Raw genomic sequence first — 24,696 nt, 5'->3', positions numbered from 1 at the left:
ATTCTCTTCAGGTAGGCGGCTGACTGGAACCGGCGCGTGCGGAGGAGCCCGTATACAGTCGGCGGGCTTCGGCCCATTGCCAGGAAATCAGGGCTGGCACGCCAAAGCCTATTTCGCGCATGCGCTTGACCAGGGACAAGGCGACACTGGCCTCGGGCGGCAGGCCAATGATGTTGCCGAACAGCACCAGACCGCCTTCTTGTACGCCGATGCCGGCTGGCACAACGAAAATGATGTGACGCAGCGCCTGGGTGACGGCCTCGATGGCGATCGCATCCCACAGACTGATCGGATAACCCAGCAGGTGCAGTGCCAGCCAGGTTTCGAAGCTGCCGACCACGTAGCCCAGGAACTGCCAGCCGCACGCCAGCATCAGTCTCAAGGGGCGGGAATATTGCGAGCGGATCTCCAGATCCAGATTGGCGCCGTCGATCAGCTCGGTGAGCTTGGAGCGTCCCCCCAACGATTTCTCCGCAAACGCCTCGATGCGGGAGAACACCTTGCCGTGGCGAAGCAGGATGAGCAGGAAGATCGGTAGCGGCAGGCTTGCGACAAGCGCGGAAATCACTGTGCTGAACGCACTGATATTGCTGGTCAGCTCGATCAGAAGAATGATGCCGAGCGCAGTAAACAGATACTGGTTCACCAGCGTCAACAGCACTTCCATGATGATGCTGGCCGCGGCGGCGGCACCGCCGATGCCACGCCATTTCACCAGGCGTATGCCGATAATCTCGCCGCCGATGTTCGCCACCGGCAACAAGCGGTTGCTGGCTTCACGAACGGAGGCTACCCAGAACAAGAAGGGCAGCGTGAGCCGGCGATGATGATCGCGCGGGGCGATCAGCACACGCCAGCCGACCACATCCAGCAGCAAGGGCAGGGCGTGGAAGGGCAACAGCCACAACAACGGCCAACCGGCGTGATCGATCGCCTCGGCAATCTCGCCCCAGCCCTGATGCGCTACGAGTGCGATCGCGACAGCCAGACCGAGGAAGCCGGCGATATAGCTGAAAAGCTTCATGCTCATGTCGCCGCCGCTGGGTCCGAGAAGCCGTTGCAAAGCAGGTAGCGTTGCGCGATCGCATCGCGCACACGTGGCGACAGCAGTGCGGCAAGCTCATCGGCATGCCGGTAATCGGCCATGCTTGCGGTCAGGTGACCGTGCGAGGCGGGGTGCAGATACACCTCCGAGAGACCGTCTGGCAGCTGCTGCAGGATGTCCAGCATGACCATTTCATCCATGCCGCCGCTATGCCGGAGGCCGAATACGTGATCGTTGTAGGCAATGCCCGCACGCTTCATGCGCCAGCGCATGAGCGCCAGCCAGGGCCGCAGCCACGGCCCCATGCCGGGTTCGGATGGCAGGCGGATCGCCCGCAGGCCGTATTGGCGGCCGATGCTCAACATCAGCGACAGGATCGTGGGATGCAGATGGAAATGCTTGTGCGCATTGACGTGATCGAGTGGCAGACCGGTCGCCGCAAAGGCTTCGAATTGCGCATGGATTTCGTCAGCCAATTGGCGACGGACGTGCGGCAGGAAGAAGAAGCGAATACCGTTGCGCACCATGTCCGAGTTGAACATGCCCTGCGCGTCGACGAGATCAGGAATGCGCGACGGTGGCAGCATCGCGCGTCCATCCGCAAGCACCAGGTGCAGACCCACGGCAAGGCCGGGGTTTTGTTTGGCGCGCGCCACGGCATCAGCCACGGCAGGCGCTCCAACCATCAAGCTGGCAGCGCGCAGCACGCCGTCGCGATAACCGCGCTCGACCGCTTCGTTGACGGCTGCATGCAAGCCGAAATCATCAGCTGTAACGATCAGGCGAGGGCGTTCACCCTTGATCCCTTTCCCTTCCGAAGAGAGGGGTGGGGTGAGGGGTTGCTCTCGCCGAATGGAAGGTTCAGTGCGCGATTTCATGTGACGACTGAGGCAAGCCGTGGCCCCTCACCTCGATCCTCTCTCCCACAGGGACTACCTTCGGGTCGCCCAGCGGGGAGAGGAGGAGGCTAAAAGGTCACGCCTCGTGCGCGCGCAGGAAGCGGAAGAACTCCACGCCTTCGCGCAGACGACGCTTCATCATTTCCCAGCTCGCCAGCATTTCCTTGACGATCTCCCAGATCTTCGACGGACGGAAGTAGAAGGCCCGATAGAACTTCTCCACGCCGTGGAAGATGTCTTCCTTGGAAAGATGCGGGTAGCTGATCAGCGCGAGCTGCACGCCCTTGTCATTGACCAGGTTGACCGCCTCGTTCTCCTTCAGCCAGCCGTTTTCGACCGCCTGGTTGTACAGCGTGGTGCCCGGGTAGGGAGCGGCCAGCGACACCTGGATGGTGTGCGGGTTGATCTCCTTGGCGAACTGGATCGTCTTGTCGATCGTTTCCTTGGTTTCGCCCGGCAGGCCAAGAATGAAGGTGCCGTGGATGGTGATGCCCAGCTTGCGGCAGTCTTCGGTGAAGCGGCGCGCGATGTCGGTGCGCAGACCCTTCTTGATGTTGTGCAGGATCTGGTCGTCGCCGGACTCGTAACCCACGAGCAACAGGCGCAGGCCGTTTTCCTTCATGATCTTCAACGACTCGTACGGCACATTGGCCTTCGCGTTGCAGGACCAGGTCCAGCCCATCGCACCCAGGCCGCGCGCGATGTCATGCACACGCTCCATGTTGGAGCTGTCGGTGAAGGTGTCGTCGTCGAACATCAGTTCCTTCACTTCCGGCATGTTCTCCTTGATCCACTTCGCCTCGGCCAGCACGTTCGCGGCCGAGCGCGTGCGATAGCGATGACCGCCCACGGTCTGCGGCCACAGGCAGAAGGTGCACTTGGAGCGGCAACCACGGCCCGTGTAGATGGACACGTACGGGTGCTTGAGGTAGCCGATGAAGTAGTTGTTGATCGTGAGGTCGCGCTTGTAGATCGGTGCCACGAAGGGCAGGTCGTCCATGTTCTCGATCATCGCGCGCGGCGGATTGTGCTGCACGGTGCCATCGGCCAGCTTGTAGCTGATGCCGGTGATGCTTTCGAACGGACGGCCCTCGGCGACTTCCTTGCAGGTGTAGTCGAACTCTTCGCGCGCGACGAAATCAATGGCAGGCGATGCGGTGAGCGAACCGCTCGGATCCACCGCGACTTTTGCGCCGACCAAGCCGATCAGCACGCTCGGCTTGCGCGCCTTCAACAGCTCCGCGAACTTGGCATCGGTCGGGAAGGAAGGCGTGCTGGTGTGGATGATCACCAGGTCATAGCCCTCGGCGATGCGCAGGCTGTCTTCGACCGAAATCTCGTCGGCCGGTGCGTCAAGCACGCGCGAATCGGGCACCATCGCAGCCGGTTGAGCCAGCCAGGTGGGATACCAAAAGCTCTTGATCTCACGTTTGGCCTGATAGCGCGAACCGGCGCCACCATCAAAGCCGTCGAAGGAGGGAGCTTGCAGAAAAAGCGTTTTCATTACGGAGGACTCCTGCGGAGGCACTCAACCGTGCCCAGGGACAGCAGATAGTTCAGAAATCTTAGGTTTACGGCGCTGAACCGCCGCCTCGAGCATGCAAAACCTGACCGCGCCATCTTACCTGCCAACCGGCGAGGGCTGCTGCCCATTCCATCAGCAATAAGGTGTCGCGGAGGGGAATCAGCAGGACTTCGTGCCAGGCGAAGCGTCGGTCACTGGTGCGCCGCTGTAAAAAGTGTAGCAAAACCCGAGCCCCGCCACCGAGCAGGGCCAGACCCGCGGTCGCCGCACCCGGTGCCAGACATAGTCCGAGCAGCAATAAGGGCGATGTAAAGCACACGAAAGTCATGGCAAAACCTGCCGGAGCAAGTGAGCGGATGGTACGTAGCCAGCGCAATTCATGCGTCCACAATTCTTTCAGTTTGCTTTCGCCGACATCCGTGCCCACGACAACTTCAGACAACACGGTGCGCAGGCCTGCACGGCGGGTAAGTTCGCCCAGCCAGAAGTCATCGGCCAGTGTATCGCGCAAGGCCTCGAAGCCGCCGATGGCCTGCAAGGCGTCACGCCGCAGCGCAATGGTGGAGCCGAACGCAAAGCGAGTGGAGCCAAACGCATGCGAGAGCCGTACCGAGGGCGCAAACCAGTCGTCGATAAACAGACGGCCAAGGCGTGACCAGAAGGAAGGGCCGGATATGCCGTGATAAAGGCACGTGATAATGCCGACATCAGGATCGGCCAGCGGCGCCGTAACACGCACCAGATAATCCGCGGGCACGCTAATGTCAGCATCGGCCAGCACCAGCCAGCCATGCTGTGCGTGAGGCAGCATGTTGATCAGGTTGCTGACTTTGAAATTCGCGCCATGGATGCGTGGATCGACGGCTAAAACAATTGATCGTTGCGGAAATTCTTCGCGCAAGCGCTGGACCACGGCGATGGCCGGATCATCCGGTTCGCGTACACCGAAAACCAATTGATAATTCGGGTGCGTCTGCACGCAGAAAGTGCGCAGATTCTCGTACAGGCGAGGCTCTGCGCCGTGCAAGGGCTTGAGCACGGCGACCGGTTGAGGGGGCGTAGGGTTCTTGATGACGCGGGAGCGCATTCCTTTCACCACGGCCCACACGGCCACACAGGCATAGCCCGCGGCGGCAAAGGCGAGTCCGATGCCGAGTCCGTGGATAATGGCGGTGGTAATCCAGCTTAAAGACATGGACGCTTATGCTACAGACCAAGGGGCGGGACATGAGGGCCGATCACCATCCATGCAAGGGTGCGCGATGAAGATTGCGCGGCACATACGTTTGTTTCGACATTCAGGATTGTATTTACTGGCTTTTTTTCTGCTCTGGGCTTCGCCCGGCGGGGTTTGCGCGAGCAATGCCTACACGCCGTCTGGCCCGTCGGCGATTGTGGGGGACTGGCTGGTGGAGAGCCGGGATGCGGTGATCCGGATCGAGCAGGTAGGCGACGAATATCAGGGCCGCATTCTTTGGCAACTGCACGACACTTATGGTCCGGAAGATGGCCCCGAACTGAACGGCAAGATCGTCACGGACCGCAACAACCCCGACCCTGCCTTGCGTTCCCAGCCCTTGACAGGCCTGCGGCTGTTGAATGGGCTGCACTATGACGCTGCTGGCAGAAAGTGGATCGATGGGCGCGTTTATAATTCCGAGAACGGACGGACGTATAATTGTCTGATCCGGTTGACGAGTGCGAACCGGCTGCAACTGCGAGGCTACATCGGCATCAGCCTGTTTGGCGGAAATACCGTGTGGAGCCGGGTCACCATGCGAACCCCCGTAGATGGTGGCCTACCCTTTGTGATGGATGTGCTAGACAAGTAACTCTTTGTCCGGCTTGTGTTTTTTGTTGATTTTCCCCTTCCCCCTGCGAGACGTATGAACCTCGAATCACGCGCCGATGTGTCCGGAGCATTCCATGCTGCCTCGCAAGCCCAGCCGAACATCGCGCTGGTCAAATACTGGGGCAAGCGTGATGCGCTGCTGAATCTGCCGGCGGTCGGTTCCATCTCGATTACCCTGGACAGCCTGTGGACGCGCACCGAAGTGCGCTTTGTGCCAGGGCAGAAGCACGATCAGGTGAGTCTCAATGGCCGCAGCGACGAGGCCGAGTCCAAGCGCGTCACCGCCTGCCTGAACCTGCTGCGTGAGCGCGCGGGCGTCGACTACGGTGCAGAAGTCGCCAGCGAGAACAACTTTCCCACTGCTGCCGGTCTGGCGTCCTCCGCTTCAGGTTTTGCTGCGCTGGTGCATGCCGGCGCGCGAGCGCTGGGCCTTGAATTAAGTCTCGCCGAGCAGTCGGTGCTGGCGCGTCGTTGCTCCGGCTCGGCGGCGCGTTCCATTTTTGGCGGTTACGTGGAGTGGGCGCATGGCAGACTGGCCGATGGCACTGACTCCGTCGCTCGTCCCTTGCTGGATGCCGATGCATGGCCGTTGCGTGTTGCCGTGGCCATTACATCCAAGGCAGCCAAGCAGGTGGGTTCAAGCGAAGGCATGCGCCGCACGGCGCAGACGTCGCCTTATCAATCGGCCTGGGTCGACACCCAGGAGGCCGATCTGGATAGCGCGCGCAACGCCATTCTTGCGCGTGATTTCGATGGACTTGCGGCGATTTCCGAGTACAGCTGCCTGAAGATGCATGCGCTGGCCATGGCCGCGCAGCCGGGTCTGCTTTACTGGAATGGCGCGACGGTGGAATGCATGCATCGCGTGCGTGCGCTGCGGCAACAAGGCGTGCCCGTATTCTTCACGGTCGACGCGGGACCGCAGTTGAAAGCGGTATGCGCGCCATCGGCCATCGAGCAAGTGAAGGCTGCGCTGCGTGATGTGCCCGGTGTGCTCGACGTACTGGATACGGGTCTGGGCGCCGGTGCGCGCGAACGACCGGTAGGTGTGCTGGAGACATGATGGAGCTCACCGCAAGCGCTCCCGGCAAGCTGGTTTTGCTGGGCGAATACGCCGTACTGGAAGGTGCGCCTGCGTTGGTGCTGGCGGTGAATCGTCGCGCCCATGTGCGCATCGAAGTGCGCAGTGATGGTGTGTGCGATGTGCATGCGCCGGATCTTGGTGTCAGTGGTGCGCGCATGACGGTGGAAGGTGGTGCTTTGCGCTGGCGGTGTGATGACGTTGCCGCAGCCAAGCTGTCACTGGTCGAGCACGTGTGGCAAGGCCTGGTGCGCGAAGGGCTTGCACCTGAAGCGGGCGAAGGTTTCAGCCTGCATCTGGATACCTCCGGGTTCTTCCACGTCGATGGCGCATCGCGCGCCAAGCTTGGGCTCGGTTCCAGCGCAGCACTGACCGTTGCGCTGGCTTCGGCCTTGGCGGCTTTCGCCGGACACGCCGATGTGCTGAGCGATCGCACGCAATGGTTGCGTCGTCTGCTGCATATGCATGGCGGATGGCAAGGTGGGCGGGGCAGTGGTGTGGATGTTGCTGCCAGCGTCGCCGGTGGTTTGATTCGCTACCAGTTGGCAGGGCAGGCGCGTGAACCTACTTTCGCGCCGCTGCCGTGGCCGATGACTGGGGTGCATTGTCTGTTCGTATGGTCGGGCCAGTCGGTATCGACCAATGACTTCCTGCAGCGCTTGGCGCAGTGGCGCGTCAGTCGCGCCGCTGACTACGCATCACACATGCGTGAACTCGGCACGCTTTCCGAAGCGGGGCTGGATGCGTTGGGTCGCCAGGATGCCCAATCTTTCGTTGAGCTGACAAAAGCGTATGCATCGGCCCTGCAGCAGTTTGGTCATGCGTGCGGTCTGGAGATCTATTCGCCAGAGCAGAAAAAGCTGGCAGATATGGCTTCTGAAGCAGGTGTCAGCTACAAGCCGTGCGGCGCAGGCGGCGACTTCGGCGTGGTTTTTGCCGACGACCCAGAAAGGTTGGCGACATTTGAACGAGCCATTGTTCCGGCCGGCATGCACGTCGTCCCCCTGGGACTTGATTCCGACGGGGTCAGCAGCCATATGCGCCTTGCGCGAAATCTTCCCCCCTCAAGGATTTTGACGTGATCGCAAATGTTCTTGAACGTCATGGTCGACGTGCTGCACGCAACGTCCTGACGTTGGGGTGCATGACTAACGTCCAATACGGAGTGCTTACGGTATGAGCGCCGAATCATCGAGTGCCGAACGGTCCCGATTCCCCGCTTTCTACAAACTTTCGGTTTCTGATCGTGTTCGCATCATCCACGAGCGGGGCTGGCTATCCGCAGAGGATTACCAGGCCCTGGTCTCCGGCGAGCACACGCTGAAGATCCATAAAGCCGACAAGATGATCGAGAACGTCGTCGGCGTGATGGGTCTGCCCGTCGGCCTCGGCCTCAACTTCCTGGTCAATGGTCGCGACTACATCGTGCCGCTGGTGGTGGAAGAGCCGTCGATCGTTGCCGCCTTGTCCTCCGCCGCCAAAGTGGTGCGTGGAACTGGTGGCTTCACCGTCGAAAGCACCGAGCCGGTGCTGATCGGCCAGGTGCAGGTGGTGGATGTGCCGCATCTTGCGCACGCCAAGGCTGCATTGCTTCAGCGCAAGGACGAGTTGCTCAATCTTGCCAACAGCCTCCACCCGCAGATGGTGGCACGTGGCGGCGGTGCGCAGGATCTGGAAGTGCACGTGCATCCGCGTCCCGAAGGCGGCGACATGCTGGTGGTGCACCTGTTGGTCGATACGCGCGACGCGATGGGCGCCAACCTGGTCAACACCATGTGCGAAGGCATCGCCTCGCTGGTGGAAACGATGACCGGCGGCCGCGTCTTCCTGCGCATTCTTTCCAACCTTACCGATCGCTCGATGGTGCGCGCGCGCTGCGTGATTCCGGCCGAGCAGCTCACCGGCAAGGGCTTTACCGGTGAGGAAGTGCGCGACGGCATCGTGCTCGCGAATGAATTCGCCAGTATCGATCCGTACCGTGCAGCAACGCATAACAAGGGCATCATGAATGGTGTCGATGCCGTTGCGCTGGCCACCGGCAACGACTGGCGCGCCATCGAGGCTGCCGCTCATGCCTACGCTGCGCGCGGTGGCCGCTACACCTCGCTGACCCGTTGGTACAAGGGTGAGAAGGGTGAGCTGATCGGCGAACTCGATATCCCGATGAAGGTCGGCACCGTCGGGGGGCCGCTGCAATCCAATGCCACCGTGGCGCTCAACCTGCGCCTGCTCGGCGTCAAGACGGCGCGCGAGCTGGCAGAAATTATGGGTGCGGTTGGTCTGGCGCAGAACTTCTCTGCGCTGCGTGCGCTGGTCACCGAGGGCATCCAGCAAGGTCACATGACACTGCATGCGCGCAGTGTCGCCGTCGCCGCGGGCGCTACTGCGGAAATCTTCGATACCGTGGTGGAGCGTCTGGTGGAAAGCGGCGAGATCAAGATCTGGAAGGCCCAGGAAATCGTCGAGCAGGTGCGCAAAGAGTCACGCGGAGTGCCTGATGTGACCGAACAGCCCGCGGTGGATCATCGCGCCTGCGGTCACGGCAAGATCATCCTGCTCGGCGAGCATGCGGTCGTTTACGGCAGCCATGCGATTGCCGCGCCGGTGCCGTTGGCGGTGCGTGCGGTCGCGCAGGACACCAAGTCCGGCGGCGTGGATATGTTCATCCCGCGCTGGGGCGTGGAATATCGCCTGCATCGTGACCCGGCACATCGCGACTCCTTCCAGCGCTCGCTGGGCATCATTTTCGACACGCTGGAACTGACCGAGCGCTCGATGCGCATCGAAGTGTTCCCGAACGTGCCGCGGGCCATGGGCCTGGGTGGTTCGGCCGCGATGGCGGTGGCGGTGATCCGCGCGCTCGATCAGCACTACAAGCTCGGCCTGAGCGATGAAGAGATCAACGCACTGGCCTTCCGCTGCGAAGAAGTCGCACACGGCTCGGCCTCCGGTATCGACAACACCGTCGCCACCTACGGCAAGCCGCTGCTCTACAAGCGCGCCAGCAAGAAGGGCGAAGCACCGATGGTGCGTGAGCTGCAGTTGCCCAAGCGTATTCCGCTGGTGATCGGCATCAGCGGCAAGGAAAGCCTCACCGCGGTGACGGTCGGCAAGGTGCGCAGTGCATGGCAGCGCAACCCGGCGCTGTATGACGGCATCTTCCAGCAGATCGACGGTCTCACGCTGCAAGCCATGGAAGCCATGCAGCAGTACGACCTGGAGCGTCTGGGCGATTTGATGAACATCTGCCACGGCCTGCTCAACGCGCTGCGTGTATCGAGCTGGGAAGTGGAGGAGCTGGTGCAGATTGCGCGGGAACACGGCGCGCTCGGCGCCAAGCTCACGGGTGGCGGTGGCGGCGGTTCGATCGTCGCGCTGTGCCCGCAGAACCGCGAAAAGGTCGCCGCCGCGATGCGCGATGCCGGCTACCAGGCGATGGAGGTGGACATTGGATAACCAAGAGCTCGAGCGCCAGGAATGGCGTGACTCGAACGAAATCGTCTCCTTCGACGATGAACCCTTGGTGCTGGTCGATTCCAACGACCAGGAAGTTGGTTTCCTCGACAAGGCTTCGGCCCACGAAGGCAAGGGCACCTTGCATCGCGCCTTCTCGCTATTTGTGTTCAACACAAAGGGCGAGCTGCTGTTGCAGCAGCGTGCGCCGGGCAAGCGCCTGTGGCCGGGCTACTGGTCCAATACCTGCTGCAGCCATCCGCGTCGCGGTGAGACGGTGGACACCGCCATTCATCGCCGCCTGAAGGAAGAGCTGGGCCTGGCCTGCCCGCTGCAGTATCTGTTCAAGTTCGAATACCAGGCGCAGTTCGATGTTGATGGTGCCGAACACGAGCTGTGCTGGGTCTATGCGGGGCGCAGCGATGATGCGCCGACCGTGAATGTGAACGAGATTTCAGGTTTGCGCTACATCTCGCCCGACGCGCTCGATGCGGAAATGGCGGCCAAACCCGAGGCTTTCACCCCTTGGTTCAAGATCGAATGGGAGCGGATCCGCCGTGAGCATGCTCACGTGTTCGCCCCCTTGTCCAAGGGTTAGGCAAGGCAGGAATAACGGCGGCCACCCGGGTGGCTTATACTAAGCCTTTGTAAACACTTACAGTTTGCGGATGCGCAAGCATCGCCAGATGGTGATCGGCAAGCATCCGCAGCATTGACGTACTGGAGAATCCTTTGGGTATTCCTCTTATTCAGCAGACCACGATCGCGCGTTACATCCTCGGCAAGAAGCTGAGCGGTCAGAAACGTTATCCGCTGGCGATGATGTTGGAACCGTTGTTCCAGTGCAATTTGGCCTGCGCCGGTTGCGGCAAGATCGATCAGCCCAAGGAAATCCTGCAGAAGCGCATGAGCGTGGAGCAGGCGTTGGCAGCCGTGGACGAATGCGATGCACCCGTCGTTTCGATTCCCGGTGGCGAGCCGCTGATCCACAAGGATCTGCCGAAGATCGTCGAAGGTATCGTGGCGCGCAAGAAGTTCGTGTACCTGTGCACGAACGCTATCCTGATGCCCAAGCACATCGACGAATACAAGCCGTCGCCGTACTTCACGTGGTCGGTGCACCTCGATGGCCTTGAAAAGCGCCATGACGAATCCGTCTGCATGGACGGTGTGTTCGACAAGGCCGTGGCCGCGATCAAGCTGGCGCTCTCGAAGGGCTTCCGCGTGACGGTCAATTGCACGCTGTTCAACAGCGAGCCGCCGCAAGAGGTCGCCGACTTCTTCGACTACGCGATGGAACTGGGCGTGGAAGGCATCACCGTGTCGCCGGGCTACAGCTACCAGCATGCGCCGCGTCAGGACGTGTTCCTTGGTCGCAGCGAAAGCAAGCAGCTGTTCCGCAGCATTTTCAAGATCGGTAAGGAACGCAAGCGCAAGTGGGCGTTCAATCAGTCGGCGCTGTTCGTGGATTTCATCGCGGGCAACCAGGCCTATCAGTGCACGCCGTGGTCCAACCCGACCTACAACATTTTCGGCTGGCAGAAGCCGTGTTACCTGCTGGTGGATGAAGGCTACGCCAAGACCTACAAGGAATTGATGGAAGACACCGAGTGGGAGAAGTACGGTGTGGGCATCAATCCCAAGTGCGATAACTGCATGGCGCACTGCGGCTTCGAAGGCACGGCGGTGGATGACATGTTCGCGCATCCGCTGAAGGCGCTGAAGGTGTCGATGTTCGGTCCGCGTACCGATGGTCCGATGGCACCGGATCTGCCGGTGAAGTATGGCAATCGTGCCGACGCCACCGCGATCCATATTCCGATCAGCTCGATCCAGCGCCGCAATTCGACGACCGGCGTCGACGCCAATCCCTGACGTCGACCACGGTCATCAATGAGCATCCTGGGATGGGTGGCCGCGTCGCTACCAGTGCTGATGTGGTTGGGCCTGCTGCTGGTACCGTGGCGGCCCTGGAGTACTCGCGAGCGTATTGAGCCCGACCCGCAAGCCGGGTCGGAGGATCTCAGCGAGATCACCGTACTGATTCCCGCACGCAATGAGGCCGATGTCATCGGCCTCACGCTGGCTGGCTTGCAAGCGCAGGGTAGTGGCTTGCAGGTGGTGGTGGTTGACGACCAGTCCAGCGACAAGACGGCCGAGATTGCCGCTTCGTTCCCGAATACACGCGTTATCCGCGGCCAGCCTTTGCCGGAAGGCTGGGCGGGCAAGCTGTGGGCGCTGGAGCAGGGTAAGTCGCAGGTGCGCACGCCGATCACCCTGCTGCTGGACGCCGATATCCAACTTCAGCCCGGGCTGCTCGCCGCATTGCTGGCGCACAAGCGGCGCGACAACCGCCAATTTGTCTCGCTGATGGCCGATCTGCGCCGTACGAGTTTCTGGGATCGCCTGCTGCTACCGGCCTTCGTCTACTACTTCAAGCTGCTGTATCCCTTCTCGGTCTCCAATTCATCCTCGCGCCTGGTTGCGGCGGCCGCTGGCGGCTGCATTCTGGTCGATACCGAAGCCCTGCAGCGCGCCGGCGCATTCGCGAGCTTGCGTAACGCGCTGATCGATGACTGCACGTTGGCAAGGCAGGTCAAGAACGCCGGCTATCGCACATGGCTGGGCCTCAGCCGCGGCGTGGTCAGCCTGCGCCCGTATGGCACGCTGGGCTCGATCCACGACATGGTGGCGCGCTCCGCATTCACCCAGCTCGGCTACTCCACTGCTGTTTTGCTGGTCGTCACGGTGCTCTTCGTGCTTGCCTACGGCCTGCCGTTCCTGCTCCTGGCGCATGCGGCCACCTGGCGCCTGGGGCTCATCGCTCTCGTCGCCATGATGCTCAGCTACCTGCCCATGCTGCGCTACTACCACATGCGGCTAGCCTGGGCGCTGCTGTTGCCGTTTGGCGCCGCGCTGTACCTGGGTATGACCTGGAGCTCGGCGATCCGTTACTGGCGCGGCGTCCGCTCGCGCTGGAAGGACCGTACCTACAGCACTTGACGCGGGCGGTTTTCGTCCCATGCCGTCAGGCAGGGTTGGAAGATGGGGACGCTCTGGCTACAGTCAGAAGCTAACTATTCACGCCCTGCCTGTAGCCGGGCCGCAACCCTGGGGAGCTTTCATGCCTCGTCTTCGTTTCCTTGCGATTGCCACATCGATCGCGCTCGCCGCCTGTTCCCAGTCGCCGAACAATGCCAGCAACTCGGCGCCGGCGTCCTCGGGCAGCGCGCCAGCCAAGGCATCTACCGCGGCCGTGGCCGAGGCGCCGGCCAGCAATCCGTTCTTCACCGCCAGCACGCTGCCGTACCAGGCGCCGCCGTTCGACAAGATCAAGGACAGCGACTACCAGCCGGCGATCGAAGAGGGCATGAAGCAGCAGCTCGCCGAGGTCGACAAGATCGCCAACAATCCTGATCCGGCAACCTTCGAGAACACCTACGTGGCGCTGGAGAAAACCGGCGTGCTGCTCAATCGCGTGATGGGCGTGTTCAACGGCATCACGGCCGCTAACACTGACGACGCGCTGCAGAAGGTGCAGGAAGACGAGGCTCCGAAGCTCGCGGAGCATGAGGATGCGATCCACCTCAACGACAAGCTGTTCCAACGTCTTCAGACGGTGTACGACCAGCGCGACTCGCTCAAGCTCGATCCCGAGTCGCAGCGCCTGATTGAAGTGGTCTACCGTAACTTCGTCATGGCCGGTGCCAAGCTTTCCGATGCCGACAAAGCCAAGCTGAAGGATTACAACAAGGAAGAGGCCGGCCTCGAAGCACAGTTCAATAACAAGCTGCTCGCCGCCTCGAAGGACGGTGCGCTGGTCATTGACGACAAGAGCAAGCTTGCCGGTCTTTCCGATGAAGATGTCGCCGCCGCCGTCCAAGCCGCCAAGGATCGTCACTTGGATGGCAAGTGGGTGCTGACGCTGCAGAACACTACTCAGCAGCCGCTGCTGCAGGATCTGACCGATCGGGCCACGCGCAAGGCCTTGTTCGAAGCGTCGTGGACGCGCGCCGAAAAGGGCGATGCCAACGACACGCGCGACATCATTGAACGCCTTGCTCAGCTGCGTGCACAGGAAGCCAAACTGCTCGGCTTCCCGAACTACGCGGCATGGACGCTTGAAGACCAGATGGCCGAAAAGCCCGAGACGGTCATGAGCTTCATGGACAAGCTCGCGCCCGCAGCGGTGGCGCGCGCCAAGATCGAAGCGGCCGATATCCAGAAACAGATCGACAAGGATCAAGCCGCGCTGCACCAGCCCACGTTCAAGCTTGAGCCGTGGGATTGGGAGCACTACGCAGAAGAGGTGCGCAAGGCCAAGTACGATCTGGACGATTCACAGATCAAGCCGTACTTCGAACTGAATAATGTGCTGCAGAACGGCGTGTTCTATGCCGCCAACCAGCTCTACGGCCTGACCTTCAAGGAGCGTAAGGACATCCCGGTCTACAACCCGGATGTGCGCGTGTTCGAAGTGTTCGACAAGGATGGCAAGTCGCTGGCGCTGTTCTACTTCGATTACTTCAAGCGCGACAACAAGAACGGCGGCGCCTGGATGGATAACTTCGTCGGCCAGTCCAAGCTGCTTGGCACCAAGCCGGTGATCTACAACGTTGCCAACTTCACCAAGCCTGCCGACGGCCAGCCTGCGCTGCTGTCGCTGGACGATGTCGTCACCATGTTCCATGAGTTCGGTCACGGCCTGCATGGTCTGTTCTCCGACGTGGAATATCCGACGTTGTCGGGTACGGCTACGGCACGCGACTTCGTTGAGTTTCCCTCACAGTTCAACGAACACTGGGCTACCGATCCGAAGGTGTTCGCCAACTACGCGAAGAACTACAAGGACGGCAAGCCGATGCCGCAGGAGCTGGTCGACAAGCTCAAGAAGGCCGGCCTGTTCAACAAGGGTTATGACATGACCGAACTGGTCGCGGCGGCGATGCTGGACATGAACTGGCACATGCTGAGCGCTGACGAGCCGAAGCAGAATGCCGACGAGTTTGAAGCCGCTGCGCTGAAGAAAGATGGCGTGGATCTTTCCTATGTTCCGCCGCGCTACCGTTCCAGCTATTTCCTGCATATCTGGAGCAACGGCTACTCAGCCGGTTACTACGCTTACCTATGGACCCAGATGCTTGCTGACGACGCCTTCGAAGGCTTCAAGCAGCATGGTGGTCTGACCCGCGAAAACGGTGATCGTTTCCGCGCCATGATTCTTTCGCGCGGCAATACGGTGGAACTGTCCAAGCTGTACAAGGATTGGCGTGGTCAGGATCCGAGCATCGAGCCGATGCTGATCGATCGGGGCTTGAAGCAGACGCCGGCGAAGTAAGCCTTAGTTTACGTCTCTTCATAAAAGCGGGCCGGCATGACGGCCCGCTTTTTTTATGCCGAACCTACGTGCGGCAGGCAGCTCAGTTCAAGACACGCTCTTCGTTTAAATTGCGCAGACGTCCCGGACAAATGCCGCTGACACGCTTGAACAGTCGCCTGAACGCGGCTTCGCTGCTGTAGCCAAGCTGTTCGGAAATCCACGCAACCGATAGCTGCTTATCACGCAGCATCCGTTCGGCGACGCTGACACGCCACTGCGTCACGTATTGCATCGGTGGCATCTTCATCAGTTGTGCAAAGCGTTCGGCAAAGGCGGAACGGGACATGCACGCGAGCGACGCCATGGATTGCATGGTCCACGACTGTCCGGGATTTTCGTGCACCGCCTGCAGAACTTTGCAGATACGGCCGTCGGCCAGCGCGGCGAACAATCCGCGATGGTCGGTGTTGCGATGGGCGTAGTCACATACCGCCAGGGTAAACAACGTGTCGGCGAGCTTGTTCAACAGCACTTTGCGGCCTGGCATGCCGGAGTGGGCAACGTCGACCATCATGGCCGTCAGATGTCGGAATACTGCATCGGCCTGCGCCGCGCGCACCACAAAACAGGTTGGCAGGGCGTGGCTGAGCGGGTGCTGGGTATGGCTGGAGAAGTGCAATTCGCCGCAGATAAGACTGGTGACGGTTTCTTCGTGGTCGTTGCGTGCGTAAAGTCGATGCGGATCGCCATGCGGAAGCACGACCAGATCGCCGGCTTCCAGATGTAGCGCTTCGCTGAAAGCGGAGCTTTCGACCAGGCATTCGCCGGTGCCGACGAGATGGAAAAGGCCGCAATGGTAGCGAGGTTCGTCCATGAACCAGGAGCCGCAGTATTGCTCCTCAGCGACTATGTCGACTCGCAGCATCGAGTGATTGAGCAAGGACTCGAGGGCAGGTGCGACAGCATGGTGATGGGTGTGGGCGGCCAGGGTGGGGTGGTGCTCAATCGACATGGGCAGGGCTTCCGTGACGTGGCGCTATGCCTCTTTCTTCGCCGGAAGCTGGTGCGGGTTACACGGAGTGTCTACCTTTCGCGCAGGCGATAGGCCGCCTCGGAGGGGCAGCAAGGCGGATCAGCCAGGGTAAGGTGGGGTCCCGGCAGGCGCGGAAACACGAGTTAGCCGAAGCTCCAGCCACGGATCAGGCCGGCTTCCAGCCAGCCTTGCAGCAGCATCACCATGCGCGGCGTCGCGCTGGTTTCGTCGTGGAGGTTGGCCATGCGTTCGCACAATGAAGCGAAGGGCTCGCCTTGTATGACGGCGCTCAGGACCTGCCACTCATCCTCTTCCAGCAGGCGGTAGTGGACGGACATCGCTTTACGCCACACCAGTATCTGGCGGGCCTGCTCAAAACGGCGCAGGCGTGGACGTTTGTCGCCACGATCGGCGGCACGCCGGAAGGCCTCGATGTTGTAGTGGGCGGCCAGGATGTGCAGGTTCTGCTGCAGCGAAAGGAGCAGACCGGGCCAGGTATCAGATGGCACGGATGACAGCTCGACCATGCCGATGCAGGCTTCGTCCTCGGCATCGAAGGCGGTCGAGATGGCCCAGTCCAGGCGAGCCATTTCGGCCCATTGCGGCTGCTCGCGCCAAGGGCGCGCATAGTCGAGGAAAGCCGCCAGCCCTGCACCGTACCAGCGAATGTTGTAGTGCTCGGAAGGATGCGCGGCGACGTATTTGTCCAGCATGCGCTGGAATCGCTGTTCAGCCATGCTGCGCAGGCCGGCAAATTCGTTTTTCAGGGCATCGCGCAAACGAATTCGATAACCGTGCCGATAAACGGCGAGCCGGCTGTCGGCATCGGCAATGGCGTCGCCACGAATGGTGAAAGGCAAGTGCGCTCTTTCTGCCAGCACGGCTTGCAGCATTTGCTGCTGGATGGCTTGCAACGAATTCATGCAGCATCTCGCAGCAAGGGCTCAGCCAATGCGCGTGCATGCTCAAGTTCGGTTAGTAGTTCGGTCAGTGGCGGAAAGTGGTCGTCGCGTTCAATCATGGTCGAGACTCGCCCGAACCTGCGTACGGCGTCGATATACAGATCCCACACGGCATGTGACACGGGTGCGTCATGGGTATCGATGATCAGCTGCTCACCTTGCTCATAACCGGCGAGATGAAACTGTTGCACGCGCGAGACAGGAATGCCTCGCAGATAATCCTGCGGCGAGAAGCCATGATTCATGGCACTGACATGCACATTGTTGATGTCGAGCAGAATCAGGCAATCGGCACGTTCGGCCACCGAGGCCAGGAAGTCCCATTCCGTCAGTTGAGAATCGGCAAAGCTCACGTAGCTGGAAACGTTCTCCAGCAAGATGCGGCGCTTGAGCGTGTCCTGCACACGCCTGACGCGATCGACGACGTGATCAAGGGCTTCTTCGGTATAAGGCAGCGGCATCAGGTCGTGAAGATTCACGCCTTGTACGCCAGTCCAGCACAGGTGATCGGAAATCCAGGCCGGTTCGATGCGTTGCGCCAGTGCAACCAGTCGCGCGAGATAGTCGTTATCGAGCGGATCGGTGCTGCCGATCGACATCGATACGCCATGCATCACCAATGGAAAGCGTTCGCGAAATCGCTCCAGCCATACCAGCGGCAGGCCGCCGCTCACCATGTAGTTTTCCGAAACCACTTCCAGCCATTGCACCTTGCCCGGATCGGCCAGCAGTGCCTCGTAATGTTCGGTGCGCAAACCCAGCCCGTAGCCGAGATAGGGGAGGCGATCGGCGCGTTCCATCTTGTTCATGGCCATGGTCTGGGCTACCGGACAATGAATGTAAGAGTGGGGCGCACTGCTTTGCACTGCGCCCCACTACAAGCATTACTTCTTCGCAGCGGCTTGTGCGGCAGCACAGTCAGCCTGGGTCTTCTGCATGGTGAAGCCCTGACCCTTGCAAGCATTCTGGCCCTTGCACGAATTGGTGGCTTGCTTGCAGGCGCCTTGGCCTTTACAGGACGAGGAATTCAGGCACTTGACCCCCGCCTGGTCGCCGGCCGGGGTGCTGGCCACGGCGGTGTTCATGGCGGCAGCGGCGAACAGGCCGGCCACGATAACGGCCATGGCGCTGGCGTTGACTGTCTTGATATTCATGTCTATGGCTCCTAAAGGTTTCGTTCGCCGCCATGCGGCTTTGGGAATGTCTTATCCAGTAACCGGGGTGATCCGCTTGCCGGCTTCGACAGGGTCATTGTGTTGCTTCGTTGCCTAGAGGACTGCATCTGCGCATCCCGCTTTTATGCCCGATCGTCCGGTTTGCATGCGGGCTTGTTAGCCCCGGATTCCGAGCAAGAAAGCCTGGACGCATGGATATGGCAGGCCTAAAGCGGGTTCGCGCATCATGCACCTACTTCATGCCAAGGAATATGTGCAATGCGTCAATTTCTCGCTGAAAAGTGCTCGCAAGTGCTCAGCATCCTGCATGCCGGGCGTTGGCTTGGGCCGCTGGTGGTACGCGTGGTATTTGGGTACTTCTGGCTCGAGACCGGCATCGCCAAAGTGCATAACCTGGCTGGCTTCACCCAGCGCTTCATGGGATGGGGCATTCCATTCCCGGCGTTCAGTGCGGCACTGTCGGCCTGGACGGAATTGCTGGGCGGCTTGCTGTTGATGCTTGGACTGTTCACTCGCCTGGTGACCATTCCGATGATCATCAACATGATTGTGGCCGTCACCCTGGTGGTGTCGAGCAACCTGATGGGGCTGGACGATTACGTCGAAGCCGACGAAGTGGTCTACACGCTGATCTTCTGCTGGTTCCTGATGGCCGGTCCCGGCAAGATCAGTCTGGATACCTTGGTGGCGCGCTGGCTGGGCATTCGCACGCGGGACTGATCAGTCTGTCAGAAACGACAGCAACAGCTTGATGGCGATGCTCCACATGACTACGGCGATCAGCACGTCGAGCACGCGCCAGGCGGTTGCTTTACGGAACAATGGAGCAAGCAGGCGCGCGCCGTAAGCTAGCGAAAAAAACCAGATAAAGGATGCGGTGGCGGCGCCGATGGCGAATAACGTACGCGGCAACGGTGCAGGCCAGGCCGAGGCCAGACTGCCGATCAGCAGCACCGTATCCAGGTACACGTGCGGATTGAGCCAGGTGAATCCGGCGCATGTGGCGATCACACGCCACATGCTGCTGGTCTTGCCGTGTGTATCGGGTGTCAGCACCTGCGGATGAAAGGCACGCCGCAGTGCCTGCACGCCGTACCAAATCAACACCAGCGCGCCGACGCATGCGATCAGTGCAAGCACACGCGGATGCTGTCCTACCGCGATCCCCAGCCCACCGACTCCCGCAGCGATAAGCACGGCATCGGAGAGTGCGCAAAACAAGGCTACCGGGAACCGATGTGCCTGCAACAGTCCTTGACGCAGAACAAAAGCATTCTGCGCGCCAATGGCAACGATCAACGATGCGCCGAGCAGCAATCCGGCGAGAAACGGAGCGTGTGCCATCCCTGTGGCGATCAATACGCGAATTCCTTGAATACCGGATCCACACTGCCGTTCCACGCGCCATGGAACAGTTCGAGCTTGCGTTCGGCCGGTGTCTGGTTGGCATCGACGATCTCGATCAGCGGTTCGAGGAAGATGCTTTCGTCCGCGCCGTGGCGGTTGAGCCGATGGCGGCGCTTCAGGCCGTGGGCGGCGATCTGCAAAGTTTCCCGGGCGAGATCACCTACGGTGCCGTTGCGAAATGGCAGTTTCAAGCCGTGTTTCGGCACGCCATCGCGCAGCGCGTGACGTTCCTGGCGCGTGAAATCCTTCACCAGGTCCCAAGCGGCATACAGGGCATCGTCGTCATAGAGCAGTCCGACCCATAGCGCGGGCAACGCGCACAAGCGATTCCATGGGCCGCCATCGGCGCCGCGCATTTCGAGATATTGCTTCAGACGCACTTCCGGAAACGCGGTGGTGAGGTGATCGGCCCAATCCTTCATGGTGGCGTGTGTGCCGGGCAGGGCATCCAGCGTACCCGTCATGAAACGCTTGAAGTCCTGGCCGGCGAGATCGATGTAGCGGCCATCCTGATAGCTGAAATACATCGGCACATCGAGGATGTAATCCACATAGCGCTCGTAACCGAAGCCGTCTTCGAACACGAAATCGAGCATGCCGGTGCGGTTCGCATCGGTATCGGTCCATACATGCGAGCGATACGAGAGATAACCGTTGGGCTTGCCTCCGCTAAATGGTGAATCGGCAAATAGCGCGGTGGCGATCGGTTGCAGCGCAAGGCTGGTGCGGAACTTGCGCACCATGTCGCTTTCGCTGCCGAAGTCCAGGTTCACTTGTACCGTGCAGGTGCGCGTCATCATGTCCAGGCCGAGGGAGCCGACCTTGGGCATGTATTCGCGCATGATCTTGTAGCGGCCCTTGGGCATCCACGGCATCTCGTCGCGACGCCACTTGGGCTGGAAGCCCATGCCAAGGAAACCCAGGCCCAGGCCGTCTGCGACAGAGCGCACCTCTTCCAGGTGCGAATTCACTTCGCAGCAAGTCTGGTGGATGGTTTCCAGCGGTGCACCGGAAAGCTCAAGCTGACCAGCCGGTTCCAGCGTGATGTTGGCCTTGTCGCGCGTCAGCGCCACCGGTGTCTCGCCCTCACGGGCAATGTCCCAGCCGTAACGTCCGGCGATGCCTTCCAGCAGGGCTCGAATGCCACGATCGCCTTCGAAGGCCGGCGGCCGCAGATCATCCGTGCGAAAGCCGAACTTCTCGTGCTCGGTACCGATCCGCCACGCCTCACGCGGCTTCTCGCCCGCGGCCAGGTAATCGATCAACTGCTGGCGACCGTGGATCGGGGTGCTCTTGACGGCACTGGGTATAGACACGTGGCATGCCTCAAGGGGATGGCCTCCGACTATGGAGGCGCGATATCGCGCTGAAAAGGGGGTGAATCAAAAAAATTGTACGTGACAGTACAGCTACAAAGCGATCGGACTTGCTTGACGGCAAGCCGAGTCCCACCCCTCTATTGGATGGGTTCTATACCTTGGTACGGATTCGAACGGGTGTGAAGATGACCTTAGGCATTTGCCGGGAATTCGATACGCATGCGCGCACCGGTTCCCTCAAGGGCATCAAGTATCTCGAAACGTGCGCGATGGGCACGCGCGATTTCCTCGACGATCGCCAGCCCCAGGCCGCTGCTTTGGCCATCGCTGCCGGCCGCGCGATAGAAACGCTCGCGCACGCGTTCGCGCTCGGCGGGCGGAACGCCTGGACCGCTATCTTCCACTTCCAGATAGGGCGCCCCTGCATGCCGACCGCAGCGCAGAGTGATATTGCCGCCCTTGGGCGTGTGGCGGATGGCGTTGTCGAGCAGATTGATCAGTAACTCATGCAGCAGCCAGTACACGCCGTGGACCTGCGCCGGTTCGCATTCGGCGCCGAGGTCGATGTCATGCGCCAGCGCGCGATCCAGCAGGGAGCTGACGACGGCGCCGATCAGCGAGTCGAGCTGGATCGCGACGAAATCGCCTGGACCGTGTGCCGAGGGCTCGGCGCGCGCCAACGCCAGTAATTGGTTGGCGGTATGCGCAAGGCGATCCACACTGCCTTGCAGGCGGCTGATCCGCTCCTGCTGCGCGTTGTCCTGGATTTCGCTGGCAAGTACTTCCAGCTGTGCTTTCAGACCGGTGAGCGGGGTGCGCAATTGATGCGCGGCATTGGTCAGAAAATGTTGCTGGGCCAGGGTGGAGTCGCGCACCGTCACCAGCAAGGTATTGAGCGATTCCACCAGCGGACGCACTTCGCCCGGCACCGGCTCCAGTGCCAGAGGCTGTAGCGACTGCGGTTCGCGGCGCATGATCTGGTCGCGCAAGCGGTTGATCGGGCGCAACGCCACTGTGATGCCGAACAGGCAAACGCCGAGCACCAGCGCCAGCTGGATGCCGTCGCTGAGTCCGACCACGGTATCCAGCCGCCGCACCACCGCGTCGCGCCGATTCACCGTCTCGCCGACGGTCACGATGACGGGCTGGCCGCCGACTTCGGTGTGATAGCTGGCTATGCGCAGGGAACGCTGCTTGTAATGCGCGTCGCCATAGGTGAGGTTGTCGACGATCCTGCCGGTAGCGATGGGTAATCCTTCCTCGCCGGCCAGGGTGCTCCCGTCTGCCAGGCTGACGCGGTAGACGAAGGTTTCCCGCGCACCCGAATAAAACCGCATCCAAGACATGGGGCGATACTCGGGATCGAGGCGCCCAGGTGGTCTGGCTCGCTCAAAGGGCTCATCGCCGGGCGGTGGCGGCATCGGTTCCGCGCCCGGGGGATGAATTAGTGGCGGTCCCGGATCCTGCCTATCCACGTAAAGGCGCCCATCGGGCGCCTTTTGCACATGCGATGCGATCGCCACCGCGGAATGCGAGAGCGCGCGATCGAAGATGTCGTACATCGGGGTGACGTAGGTGCGATGGTCAGCCCAGATGCTGGCGATCAGCAACAGCACGAGAGGCAGCAGCAGATAGCCGAGCAAACGGCCACGAATGCTGGGAGCTCTCCTGGGGTGGGAACGGGACATCGTGCCGCCTACGTCGGATCGTCAGGGTTTCCTAGGCGTCATCGAGGCGGTAGCCGAGGCCACGGATGCCGCGCACCGTGGCCGCCTCGCCCAGTTTTGCACGCAAACGCGATACATGCACTTCGATCGCGTTGCCGGAAATTTCCTCATCCCAGCTGACGATGGCCTGGATCAGGCGTTCCTTGCTGACCACCCGGCCACTATGGTGGGCGAGACATTCCAGGATCGACCATTCGCGACGCGTCAGTTCGAGCACCCGGCCGCTGTCATCGATGGCGCGGCGTCCAGCCAGGTCAATGCGCAGGCGGCCCACCACCATTTCATTGGCGGTGGCGGCCGTGGCGCGGCGAATCAGCGCGCGGCAGCGCGCGGCCAGCTCGGGCAGGGCGAAAGGTTTGACCAGGTAATCGTCCGCGCCCAGGTCCAGCGCATTGACGCGGTCGTCCAGACCATCGCGCGCGGTCACGATCAGCAGCGGCAGCGGACTGCCCTCGCGGCGCAGGCGGCGGACCAGGGTGAAGCCATCTTCGCCAGGTAGTCCCAGATCCACGATCGCAAGGTCGTAGTGGGTGGTGTCCAGGCGGCTTTGGACGGATTCGGCGTCGGTGACCGCGTCTACCACATAGCCAGCGGTGGCCAGGCCCCGCACGATGGCGTCGGATACCAGGGGATCGTCTTCAACTAGCAGGATGCGCATACGGCCAAGGACAATGAGGGTCGCAAGATCCTAACAGCTGACGCGCTGGCGACACAGACTGGTATGGACCCTAGGCTTGCCGCGGCATTTTCTGCTTGCCAGGAATTTGCTGAATGAGGTAGGCGTTCGGTTATGTCAATGTCAGTAAAAAATTAAGCCGGCATCTTTATTGATGCAAATCAATGGCATTGGAGCGTTTTTTGGATTTTTTTGAGACTCATCCGATATTCGCGGCGGGCGAATTTTGGCTCAATGACCATCAACGCTGATCGCTGCCTCGGCGATGCTATTCAGCAAGCCGGCGAGATGACGGAAATTCTCGCTATTCCCTCCACGGAAACTCGCGGGCCCATGAATACGGGCATGTGGTTTCTGCGTGCCGGAAAAACGATGTCTGTGATGATTCTCTTCCCCGTCAGGAAACGTCTTTCGCGGCTTCGCTGGCCCATTGTTGCCGGCAGCATGTTTGCCGCCTTGCTGGCGGCCTACACCGTGGCGGCACTAGGTGAACGCGAGCAGATTGATGAGAACATCAGTGCGCAAACACGCGATCAGCGGCATGATCTTTTGCGACCGACGGAAAAAGCCCGGTTCTTCCATGCGAATGTTTTCAAGCGAGCCCATGCGGCAACGGCCGACAACGTTAATGAGTCCTTCGCCGCTCCCGGAACCTACTTTCGCGCGTTGACCCGCATTTATGGGGCGTCAGTCGATCATCATGCGCTGGCGCACATCGAGCCGCCGGTACAGGCGAATGAGCCCATGCCACTGGATGAAGTGGCGAAATTCCATCAGATGGAAACGCATATGCCAGTTGCGATGGCGCGCGTTACCTCGGAATTCGGCGATCGCCCGAATCCGCTCGGCAAAGGTCATGTGTTTCATCGCGGTATCGACCTCGCCGCACCCGTGGGCACGCCGGTTTATGCGGTTGCGGCGGGTACCATCATCAGGGCGGTCAACGATCGTTCGTATGGCAACGTCGTGGTGATCAACCATCACAACGGCTACAAGACGCTATACGCGCACAATTCGAAGTTGCTGGTGAAGGTGGGTGAGAAGGTCAAGGCGGGGCAGCCGATTGCCAAGGTTGGATCGACCGGGCATTCCACCGGTCCGCATCTGCACTTTGAAATCCATTGCAGCGGTCAGCGGGTGGATCCGGGACCTTATCTCGCTGCATTGTGATGCGGCAAACAAAAAGGCCGCCCGAATTTTACGGGCGGCCTTTTGCTATACG

General features: G+C 60.9%; 22 protein-coding genes. 10 read left to right on the top strand and 12 right to left on the bottom strand.

Annotated elements, in window-relative coordinates; genetic code table 11:
• Nucleotides 1–7: 7 nt before the first annotated feature.
• From ISP19_RS12140 to hpnI, 4 genes are all read right to left on the bottom strand, one after another.
• Nucleotides 8–1,030 (bottom strand): flippase-like domain-containing protein, encoded by a 1,023-nt coding sequence (locus tag ISP19_RS12140; protein ID WP_239556761.1) that lies wholly within the window; start codon nt 1,028–1,030, stop codon nt 8–10.
• Nucleotides 1,027–1,824, bottom strand: a complete 798-nt coding sequence (gene hpnK / locus ISP19_RS12135; protein WP_338082385.1) for a hopanoid biosynthesis-associated protein HpnK — start codon at nt 1,822–1,824, stop codon at nt 1,027–1,029. The genes ISP19_RS12140 and hpnK overlap by 4 nt, the downstream gene beginning before the upstream one ends.
• A 196-nt stretch (nt 1,825–2,020) precedes the next feature.
• On the bottom strand, nt 2,021–3,448 hold the full coding sequence (gene hpnJ, locus ISP19_RS12130) for a hopanoid biosynthesis associated radical SAM protein HpnJ (protein ID WP_204682462.1): 1,428 nt from the start codon (nt 3,446–3,448) through the stop codon (nt 2,021–2,023).
• A 67-nt stretch (nt 3,449–3,515) separates the two neighbouring features.
• Nucleotides 3,516–4,664, bottom strand: a complete 1,149-nt coding sequence (hpnI, locus tag ISP19_RS12125) for a bacteriohopanetetrol glucosamine biosynthesis glycosyltransferase HpnI (protein WP_204682454.1) — start codon at nt 4,662–4,664, stop codon at nt 3,516–3,518.
• Nucleotides 4,665–4,731: 67 nt separating this feature from the next.
• On the opposite strand from hpnI, the gene ISP19_RS12120 reads away from it, so the two are divergent.
• The 8 genes from ISP19_RS12120 to dcp all read left to right on the top strand — a co-directional run bounded on the left by ISP19_RS12120 (nt 4,732) and on the right by dcp (nt 15,193).
• Nucleotides 4,732–5,301: a DUF2147 domain-containing protein gene (locus ISP19_RS12120; RefSeq protein ID WP_204682452.1), complete on the top strand. Its 570-nt coding sequence runs from the start codon at nt 4,732–4,734 to the stop codon at nt 5,299–5,301.
• Nucleotides 5,302–5,355: 54 nt separating this feature from the next.
• Entirely contained in the window at nt 5,356–6,384 is a 1,029-nt protein-coding gene (mvaD, locus tag ISP19_RS12115) for a diphosphomevalonate decarboxylase (protein ID WP_204682450.1), read from the top strand.
• Nucleotides 6,381–7,484 (top strand): mevalonate kinase family protein, encoded by a 1,104-nt coding sequence (locus ISP19_RS12110; RefSeq protein WP_204682448.1) that lies wholly within the window; start codon nt 6,381–6,383, stop codon nt 7,482–7,484. The genes mvaD and ISP19_RS12110 overlap by 4 nt, the downstream gene beginning before the upstream one ends.
• Before the next feature lie 94 nt (nt 7,485–7,578).
• The gene (locus ISP19_RS12105) at nt 7,579–9,858 is read left to right on the top strand and encodes a hydroxymethylglutaryl-CoA reductase, degradative (protein WP_204682446.1); all 2,280 of its coding nucleotides are present in this window, start codon (nt 7,579–7,581) and stop codon (nt 9,856–9,858) included.
• Nucleotides 9,851–10,453, top strand: a complete 603-nt coding sequence (gene idi / locus ISP19_RS12100) for an isopentenyl-diphosphate Delta-isomerase (protein WP_239556759.1) — start codon at nt 9,851–9,853, stop codon at nt 10,451–10,453. The genes ISP19_RS12105 and idi overlap by 8 nt, the downstream gene beginning before the upstream one ends.
• A gap of 134 nt (nt 10,454–10,587) precedes the next feature.
• On the top strand, nt 10,588–11,730 hold the full coding sequence (gene hpnH / locus ISP19_RS12095) for an adenosyl-hopene transferase HpnH (protein ID WP_204682442.1): 1,143 nt from the start codon (nt 10,588–10,590) through the stop codon (nt 11,728–11,730).
• 18 nt (nt 11,731–11,748) lie between these two features.
• Nucleotides 11,749–12,858, top strand: a complete 1,110-nt coding sequence (locus ISP19_RS12090) for a glycosyltransferase (protein ID WP_239556758.1) — start codon at nt 11,749–11,751, stop codon at nt 12,856–12,858.
• A gap of 121 nt (nt 12,859–12,979) precedes the next feature.
• Nucleotides 12,980–15,193 (top strand): peptidyl-dipeptidase Dcp, encoded by a 2,214-nt coding sequence (gene dcp, locus ISP19_RS12085; protein ID WP_204682440.1) that lies wholly within the window; start codon nt 12,980–12,982, stop codon nt 15,191–15,193.
• An 82-nt stretch (nt 15,194–15,275) separates the two neighbouring features.
• Here the strand turns inward: dcp and ISP19_RS12080 are convergent, their stop codons facing one another.
• The 4 genes from ISP19_RS12080 to bufA2 all read right to left on the bottom strand — a co-directional run bounded on the left by ISP19_RS12080 (nt 15,276) and on the right by bufA2 (nt 18,324).
• Complete coding sequence (locus ISP19_RS12080) at nt 15,276–16,187, bottom strand: AraC family transcriptional regulator (protein WP_204682438.1); 912 nt, start codon at nt 16,185–16,187, stop codon at nt 15,276–15,278.
• Nucleotides 16,188–16,351: 164 nt separating this feature from the next.
• Nucleotides 16,352–17,131 (bottom strand): HvfC/BufC N-terminal domain-containing protein, encoded by a 780-nt coding sequence (locus ISP19_RS12075; protein ID WP_204682436.1) that lies wholly within the window; start codon nt 17,129–17,131, stop codon nt 16,352–16,354.
• Entirely contained in the window at nt 17,128–17,979 is an 852-nt protein-coding gene (gene bufB, locus ISP19_RS12070) for an MNIO family bufferin maturase (protein WP_204682434.1), read from the bottom strand. The genes ISP19_RS12075 and bufB overlap by 4 nt, the downstream gene beginning before the upstream one ends.
• A 75-nt stretch (nt 17,980–18,054) precedes the next feature.
• A complete protein-coding gene (bufA2, locus tag ISP19_RS12065) occupies nt 18,055–18,324 on the bottom strand; it encodes a BufA2 family periplasmic bufferin-type metallophore (protein WP_204682432.1) in 270 nt (89 codons plus the stop codon).
• Between the two features lie 279 nt (nt 18,325–18,603).
• Between bufA2 and ISP19_RS12060 the strand changes: the two genes are divergently transcribed.
• Nucleotides 18,604–19,065, top strand: a complete 462-nt coding sequence (locus tag ISP19_RS12060; protein ID WP_204682430.1) for a DoxX family protein — start codon at nt 18,604–18,606, stop codon at nt 19,063–19,065.
• Here the strand turns inward: ISP19_RS12060 and ISP19_RS12055 are convergent, their stop codons facing one another.
• From ISP19_RS12055 to ISP19_RS12040, 4 genes are all read right to left on the bottom strand, one after another.
• Nucleotides 19,066–19,689, bottom strand: a complete 624-nt coding sequence (locus tag ISP19_RS12055) for a LysE/ArgO family amino acid transporter (protein ID WP_204682876.1) — start codon at nt 19,687–19,689, stop codon at nt 19,066–19,068. It abuts the gene before it with no gap.
• Nucleotides 19,690–19,700: 11 nt separating this feature from the next.
• On the bottom strand, nt 19,701–21,068 hold the full coding sequence (locus ISP19_RS12050; protein WP_204682428.1) for a glutamate--cysteine ligase: 1,368 nt from the start codon (nt 21,066–21,068) through the stop codon (nt 19,701–19,703).
• A gap of 194 nt (nt 21,069–21,262) precedes the next feature.
• Nucleotides 21,263–22,759, bottom strand: coding sequence for a sensor histidine kinase (locus ISP19_RS12045; RefSeq protein ID WP_204682426.1), 1,497 nt, complete (start codon nt 22,757–22,759; stop codon nt 21,263–21,265).
• Nucleotides 22,760–22,790: 31 nt separating this feature from the next.
• Complete coding sequence (locus ISP19_RS12040) at nt 22,791–23,456, bottom strand: response regulator (RefSeq protein WP_204682424.1); 666 nt, start codon at nt 23,454–23,456, stop codon at nt 22,791–22,793.
• Between the two features lie 390 nt (nt 23,457–23,846).
• Between ISP19_RS12040 and ISP19_RS12035 the strand changes: the two genes are divergently transcribed.
• On the top strand, nt 23,847–24,644 hold the full coding sequence (locus ISP19_RS12035; RefSeq protein ID WP_204682422.1) for a M23 family metallopeptidase: 798 nt from the start codon (nt 23,847–23,849) through the stop codon (nt 24,642–24,644).
• The last annotated feature ends 52 nt before the right edge of the window (nt 24,645–24,696 follow it).

The organism is Dyella flava, assembly GCF_016904955.1.
Lineage (GTDB): Bacteria > Pseudomonadota > Gammaproteobacteria > Xanthomonadales > Rhodanobacteraceae > Dyella_B > Dyella_B flava.
Note: the sequence above shows the minus strand (reverse complement) of the source record. Positions and strands in the feature narration are given on the sequence as shown.